The sequence below is a fragment of the Kamptonema animale CS-326 genome (assembly GCF_028330895.1).
GTDB classification, from domain to species: domain Bacteria; phylum Cyanobacteriota; class Cyanobacteriia; order Cyanobacteriales; family Microcoleaceae; genus Kamptonema; species Kamptonema formosum.
This window is the reverse complement of sequence record NZ_JAQMUA010000336.1, coordinates 1-7,371: the sequence shown is the minus strand read 5'-3', so window position 1 is coordinate 7,371 and position 7,371 is coordinate 1. Positions and strand designations below refer to the sequence as shown.

General features: G+C 40.8%; 6 protein-coding genes. 4 read left to right on the top strand and 2 right to left on the bottom strand.

Going from position 1 to position 7,371, the window contains the following annotated elements; translation table 11 throughout:
* Positions 1-167: 167 nt before the first annotated feature.
* Positions 168-1,904, bottom strand: coding sequence for an NACHT domain-containing protein (locus PN499_RS19575; protein WP_272033798.1), 1,737 nt, complete (start codon positions 1,902-1,904; stop codon positions 168-170).
* Between the two features lie 263 nt (positions 1,905-2,167).
* On the opposite strand from PN499_RS19575, the gene PN499_RS19570 reads away from it, so the two are divergent.
* A complete protein-coding gene (locus PN499_RS19570; RefSeq protein ID WP_272033797.1) occupies positions 2,168-2,821 on the top strand; it encodes an exonuclease in 654 nt (217 codons plus the stop codon).
* 179 nt (positions 2,822-3,000) lie between these two features.
* Here the strand turns inward: PN499_RS19570 and PN499_RS19565 are convergent, their stop codons facing one another.
* A complete protein-coding gene (locus PN499_RS19565) occupies positions 3,001-3,558 on the bottom strand; it encodes a hypothetical protein (protein ID WP_272033795.1) in 558 nt (185 codons plus the stop codon).
* A gap of 255 nt (positions 3,559-3,813) precedes the next feature.
* Between PN499_RS19565 and PN499_RS19560 the strand changes: the two genes are divergently transcribed.
* The 3 genes from PN499_RS19560 (at position 3,814) to PN499_RS19550 (ending at position 7,317) form a co-directional block, all read left to right on the top strand.
* Positions 3,814-4,455: a sigma-70 RNA polymerase sigma factor region 4 domain-containing protein gene (locus PN499_RS19560; protein WP_272033793.1), complete on the top strand. Its 642-nt coding sequence runs from the start codon at positions 3,814-3,816 to the stop codon at positions 4,453-4,455.
* 14 nt (positions 4,456-4,469) lie between these two features.
* Positions 4,470-5,417 carry a DUF1822 family protein gene (locus PN499_RS19555; protein ID WP_272033791.1) on the top strand — a complete coding sequence of 316 codons (948 nt, stop codon included), beginning with the start codon at positions 4,470-4,472 and terminating at the stop codon, positions 5,415-5,417.
* A gap of 94 nt (positions 5,418-5,511) precedes the next feature.
* Positions 5,512-7,317: a CHAT domain-containing tetratricopeptide repeat protein gene (locus PN499_RS19550; RefSeq protein ID WP_272033789.1), complete on the top strand. Its 1,806-nt coding sequence runs from the start codon at positions 5,512-5,514 to the stop codon at positions 7,315-7,317.
* The last annotated feature ends 54 nt before the right edge of the window (positions 7,318-7,371 follow it).

Here is a 7,371-nt window from a genome sequence, read left to right as displayed (position 1 = left end):
TTGAAAATCTGTGGTCAAAACTTAAAATCATTCTCTGTTCTATCAAGACTACTAATTATCAAGAATTAGGAAAAGCCATAGAGTTTGCGTTCGGACAAGTTACATCGTCAAATATTTTTAACTGGTTTACACACTGCTGTTATTGTACCTCATCTTTTTGAGAAAGGCTATAGTAACTCTTTTTTGTGTAATATGGATAAATTTTTATAGGGATTATCTCGTTCAATACCCCTGGATTCATCCCATTTTCTAAGTAAAATTTCTAGCCCTTCCTCATATAGCTTGGCTCGGTTAGAGGGGAATTCGGTTTTTGATTGAAAAACTAAACAAGTCAAAATTAATAAAATGGGAGTAACGGCAATTTCCCGAATAGGCTGGTTTTCAGGAAGATTTAGCTTTTCTATAAATTGAGTTGCCTTTTCTTTCCCCTTATCCTCTGAATTTTTGTCAACTGCCATAAACCATTTTTCCGCAAACTTTTTAATTTGCAGATCGTTAAAATCGGCCACTTCAACCTCAGTAAATTTAGGAAACCTATATTTTTGAGCAGCAATTCGACAAGTGATAAGGAACTTATTTTTGTAATATTTATCACAAAATCGACGAATTTGTGTCACAACTTCATCACCATCTTCTTCTGGCACTTCATCCAGACCATCAAGCAAAATTAGCGCTCTACCGTGCTCAAGTATTTTTTCTGTTACCAATTGGTTAACAACGCCACAGCAATCTAATTGTTGACTAATGTAGGGTAATAAGCTAAATTTTTCGCTATTTTTAGTATCCTCTGAAAAAGCTTTTAGCGGGATAAATATTAGCACTCGGTCTGCTTCTAATAGACCTTCATTACATTGGATAGCTATGTATTGCAAAAAGGTACTTTTACCTGCTCCTGGTCTACCAAGTACCATTAATTTAAGATGATTTTTTATAACCTCTAATCCCGGTACTTCTGGCTTACAAATCTTGCCCAAGCCCAACCGATTAAATTCATCATTTGTTGGGTCATAAAGTTGCGGCAAGTCAGAAATTTCTAAGCGGCTATAACTCATTGGTTCATCCAAAATATTGACATGAACGTAGAGATCATCTAACTCAATTGGCCGAGAAACATCTAAAATTTGTAGAGTCCCACACTGGTTTTGAATTCTGCTGTAGCACCTTGAACGCATTCGTGGTACTATATCGACCATAATTTTCAAAAAATCAATATCCAAAATTGAACGGTATTCTAGCTTTAGCTTTGAACAAATATAAATAAAAAAATCGCGATTAATTGGCCAACCTCCAAAAAAATCCTCTATGGGCTGGCTAACTAAGTTAATCTTATTTCCCCAAAAAGCCTCCAGCTTCTCTTCTAAGGTCAGATTTTTTTCATTTAAACTTATTTCTTCTAGCTTAGTAAGGTATCCTTGGCGAAGCTTTTTTTCCTGAAGCCTCACTTTTTTGCCTTCAAAATTCTGTTTAGCTTGGATTACAGAGGGAAAACTTTCAAGAGCCTGTTTTACCAGTTCAAGCTTATCTGGAGATACTTGGAGGATTTGTACTTTCTGCACACAAACATCAATATTACAGTTATTCTCCAGTCTGTTTTGAACTATATCAGGTTCAACATCTTGGGGTGGGGGAGTATTACTCTGCTCATCCTCTGACAGATTAGAAGTTGAAGAGTCCGAAGGCTTAGAATTCCGATACTCGGTAGTCAGAAAATTGAGCAAGCGACCATATTTACCTGGGCCTTTACCGTTGATACTGAACTTTCTGTAAACATGGCTCATACGAGTGGTAAATGCACTATTACTGATATGGAGTGCTGTTGCTATCTCCAATTCTGTCTTTTTACTGCCAAACAAGATTACAAAAGCAGCCTTTTGCTCTGGCGAAAGGTTATAGATATCAGCCATCTTAATCAAAAAGTCACAGGGTAGCGACATGGGCTAATCTCTCCATTATCTAAAAGCAAATTCAGTATTTTCCATCTAGCCTTCTAGCCTTAAACCACAGTGAAGGTACTCTAATACTACTTATTGTAGAGCAAAAATAATTTTGAATAGCACGCTGCAACTGAAGATTGTAGATATGTCAGCCTAAGTCAGCCTTAACGTGAGAGATAACTCCAAAGCAAAATTGCGAGATTGAATTTAGCAATTTTTTGGAGACTTTTCTTATGAAACGAACCTACATTAATGGTCGCTTTTACTACCAAGGCAACTATGGCATCGTGCTACCAGCCGTTACCACCATACTTAAAGATACACAGCGGATTGAGTCTGTAGCTGCGATTTCTAATTGGCGCAAGAAAGTAGGGAACGCAGAAGCAAATCGCATTGCTCTAACTAGCCGTCGCCGAGGAGAACTATTGCATCAGTGGGTTAAGGAATATTTGCAGGGGTTATCTCCCACCGCTTCCAGCCTAATTCAGCCTTATTGTTATAGCATTCAGCCTGTACTGGAGAAACTTACCGATGTCCAGTTAGTCGAGACAATTGTACCAAATTATGTGGAAGGATACGCTGGGAAAGTTGATTTAGTTGCCCGGTATGAAGGTGTTCCCCACATTATTGAGTGGACGACTGCTGAAGAACCAAAGCTGCAAGTGCAAAAACTTTATGACAAGCCTTTACAGCTTGTAGCTTATGGTGGTGCAATTAACAGATGTTATCGTGACAGTTTGTTTGGCGCTAAAATTGTTAATGGTTTAATTGTCGTAGCCCTTCCCGGTGAAGACGCAGAAATATTTGAATTCAATCGGGAAAATTTGCTCTATTACTGGCCGGAGTGGTTAGAAAGGTTAACGTCTTTTGTGGAAAAAGCTGCTTAATAGCCTCAGAATATAGTTAGCGGAAAACTGGATTTTGCCTGTAGCTCCCCGCTAACTATAGACCAACAGGAGATCATGGATAGGGGGTTGGTGTGGTTCGCGATCGCACCCACCGAGTTAGCAGCTATGCTCTGGTTTCTCAGTTACATTTGTATCTAAGTCACCTCTGTTATATTTCTTTAGAAATCTGGCTCGCGAGACCCTCGATCGCGTTCTAACATAGCAGTAGCGGCCAACAGTTCCAGCAAAGCGTGCAGTTTTGCTGGACTAACGTAAAATTCCGTTGCAGTTGCATCCTGGTATATTCCTAATTGTTCTATAATCGCTTTGTCCTCTGGACTCACTTGCAGAAACGTCATTTCCTCCGGGTTCCGCAAAATCCAAGACCCATCGGGATGTTCTAGCCACTGTACGATCGCCTTCAACCGATGGCTATCAATACGTACTAGAATCCCCATAGTAACCAGCTTTTCTACTAGCTTTGTCACCAAGTCGCGATCGCACCTAGAAAATTCTGCACTCAGCCGACTCTGAACTTCCCGAACCGTCAAAACCCCCGTGAAGTAACGCAAAGCATAGCCTTCGGCCTCACTAAAGCGAAATTCCCTCCCTCCTTCTATTGCTTGCAGAATAATTTCCTCGGAACTCCGCAGTCTGCCAAGTTTCCACGCGGGCCTGATGTCTGGACAAATCCAATTGTTGAACTCTAGATCGGCATTACTTTTTTCAATATTCATTAGCATTCTGTGATGCTCACCCTTGTGACCTTCAACTATCTATCTGGAGGCACACTCAAGTTTTATGCGAGTTCCCGCGTTTATTTACCAAACTTTACATAATCCAGATTTTTAGTGAAGTGATGACTAAGATTGCGATCGCCACAAAATATAAAGATTTGTAACAAATCAAGCCACTTCGCGTAAAAATCGCCACAAAACCTTAACAGATAAATAGAGGCTAATAAAACATCTACGGCGAATACAGGAGACTTGATGTCATTCGACCAAGAACAAAATAGGTTACAAGACGAGGGACTGATGATGCTTGCCATAGAAGCTCAGCGGCATCCACCTAAAAGTAAAGAGAGGCGTATGGCTCTCACCAAGCTAGTTGAAAAGATTCTCAAATCTGGCAGACTTTGCCGTCCGTGTCAAGGTCAATTTGGAGATCGATATGAGGAAATATATCAAGAAGCAATCCAAAAACTCATGATTTACATTTGCGAAAAAATCGACCAATACAAACCTGAGAAGAGTCCAGTAATGAGATGGGTGAATTTTTATATGGAGAAGCGTTTTTTTAATGATGCAATTCGTGAAATCCTCGGCAAGTCTAATGTTAAGGTGGGATCAATACCCGATGAAAACAACCTCGAACAACCCGAAAAGATACCTCTTCTATCTGAACTGATCTTGGACTACATAGAAAACGACCCGGAACAGCTTTGTCAAAACCTGCGTCACAAAATGTATCCCCATGTTAATTTTCAATCCTTAGCAATGCGAATACTAGCTGGAGAAAAATGGAGAGAAATCTCAGCCGATTTGGGGATACCCCTATCAACTCTCAGCAGTTTCTATCAACGCAGCCTCAGAGAACTTTCTCAGAAAATTAAGCTATATTTGAATAACTGAAAAGGAACATGAAAATGTTAGAAAAAAAACAAACAACAGAGGAACTGAGTTTTACCGTGACCATCACATCTAACTTCCGTAAACAAGCAGAACACTTCCGTCGCCAGCAAGCTAATGCAGAAAAAGGCGAACAAGTTTATCGCAATACTTTAGCAGTCTTAGCAGTAAATTATTACTGCCAGTGTATGCAAATTGAAACAGACTTACAAGTTGGCGATAGCTGGGATTCATTAATGCAAAGCCTGCTAAATACAGCCGATTTAACCATCAAAGATTTAGGCAAAGTAGAGTGTAGAGCCTTGCTATCAGACTCCGATATTGTAGAAGTACCAGCCGAGGTTTGGACAGACAGAATCGGTTACATCGCCGTGCAATTGTCTGAATCGATGCAAGAGGCAAAGTTAATAGGCTTTGTGGAGAAAGCAACAGCAGAAAAAATCCCTTTAAGGCAGTGGCAATCCCTTGAAGGTTTCCTGACAGTGGCGAGTACACCTCGTCCAATTGTCGCGGTATTGAGCAATTGGGTAAACGGCATTCTGGATGCTGGCTGGGAAATGGTAGAAACCATAGAATCCCTATTGTCGTTGCCGGAAACAGAACCGAGTTTTAACTTCCGAAGTGCCGCTCCTATAAAATTCAGAAAGCGGGACAATACAACAATGGGAGCTAAGCTGCTTCAATTGCAAAAGGCGGACGATCGGGTAGCAATATTTGTAGGGTTAGCAGCGGGAACTGAACCAGAAATTGATATTTTTGTAGAGCTGTACGCCGTCAAACCACAAATTTACTTACCGCAGGATTTGCAGTTAATGGTGCTTGATGAACAAGGAATACCCATGATGCAAACAGTCGCGAAAAGCAGCAAAAATATACAATTGGAGTTTAATGGCTATCCAGGTGAACAATTTAGTGTTAAAGTAGCTTTGGGTGATGTCAGCATCGTGGAGGAGTTTCAGCTTTGATAGCCAAAGCTAGATAAGCCGAGATTAAGCGCGATCGCGCGCTCCCTACAACAATTAGGCTGTCGTAAATATAGGCTAGGTATAGGGGCGAGTTATGGCTAAAGTAGTTGTCCTTAAGCTTGATGGCGATCTGGAAATAGGGGGGTTTCGAGCTTCCCTGGAAATTAAAGAAGGCGCTCGCACAATTATCGGAATCAGTGGCAGTCTGCCCCCTAATCCAGAATTAGCGGCCGCAATCCAGGATCATTGGTTTGAATACCGTAATTTGGGTTTAGCTAGCCGAATTAGGCCCAAATCTATTACACATAATTCATTTTCTACCCGCCTCCAAGAAATTCGCGAATCGGCAGAAAAACTCCGCAATCCCATCAATCAATGGCTGGACTCCGAACAGTTTCGCGACATTGACAGAGTAATGCGAGAAGAATTAATCCCAATAGAGAAAGTACGGGTACTGCTTAGCACTGAAGATCATCATTTGCAGAAGCTTCCTTGGCACTTATGGGATTTTATCGATCGCTACTCTTTTACTGAAGTTGCTCTCAGTCCAATCGAGTATAAGAGCCCACGACTATTGCCAATAATTGCTAAATCCAAAGTCAGAGTTTTAGCCATTCTAGGTTGTAGTGCAGGCATTAATATTGAACAAGATAGAAAGCTACTAGAAAGTTTGCCCAATGCAGAGGTAGTTTTTTTAATTGAGCCTAAACATAATCAAATTAATGATAAGTTGTGGGAGCAGCCTTGGGATATTATCTTTTTTGCAGGACACGGCGAGACAGATGAAGATACGGGTTGGATTCATATTAATGAAACAGACAGTTTGACCCTTAATGAAGTGTGGTATGGTCTCAGAAAAGCTGTAGCAAATGGTTTGCAGATAGCCATTTTCAACTCTTGCGATGGCTTGGGATTAGCGAGAGGTTTGGATGATTGGGAAATTCCGCAAATGATTGTTATGCGGGAAATGGTTCCCGATTTTGTAGCCCAGCAATTTTTGAAAGATTTACTTATAAACTTTGCTAGTGGTAACTCTTTGTATCAGGCTTGTAGGGAAGCACGAGAAAAGCTGCAAGGGTTGGAAACTAACTTTCCTTGTGCTAGTTGGTTGCCGATAATTTTTCAGAATCCTGCTGTAGAGCCACCAACTTGGAATGATTTGCTCGGCGTAGCAGAAATCGCTCTAGTTGTTCCTTCTACGATAACGCCCCCGCGTGTTTATAACCCATTCCAATTTATAATTCAATCAAATTATAAATTCAAGTGGGCGGCTTTATTACTGCTAACTGGTGGCGTAGCCGGCTGGCATTTTGGCTTGCCAAAGTTGGCTATATTTGTTAATGATTTTGCGTTTGATAGTTACCAGAAAAACGATTTAATTACAGCTCAAAAAGCCTTGGGCTTAGCGGAGTTTTTGAATCCAGATAATCGAGTCGTACCCTATACTTTAGGGTGGCTTTGCCAAGATTTGCAAGATTTTGAATGCGCTCGTGAAAAATATCGGAGGTCAGCAAAACTAGGTTTTGCTGGTGCTTATAGCCAATTGGCTCGCTTGTTTATAGTTCATGACAAAAACTACAATGGCGCTCTTAACTTACTTTGGCAAGGTTTAGAATTAGCTAAAGATGATGCAACCAAGTATTCTTTGCTGAAAAATATTGGTTGGGCATTGCTGGAATTAGGACGGTATGAAGAGGCATTAACACAACAGGATGCTGCGATTAAACTGGATAACAAGAGAGCGCCTGCTCATTGTTTAAAAGCACAAGTTTTAGATGGTATGAAAGAGACGAAAGGAGCAGTGCAAGAATGGAAAACTTGTTTAATTTTGGCAGATCCGAAGATTGCAGATGAAGATGTTTGGATTGGGAAAGCACGCGCTCGATTGAATTTAAAATGATGTCAAAAGTCTTACGTAATGCCGCCCTCTGGGCGGTATGTCACCGCCCAGAGG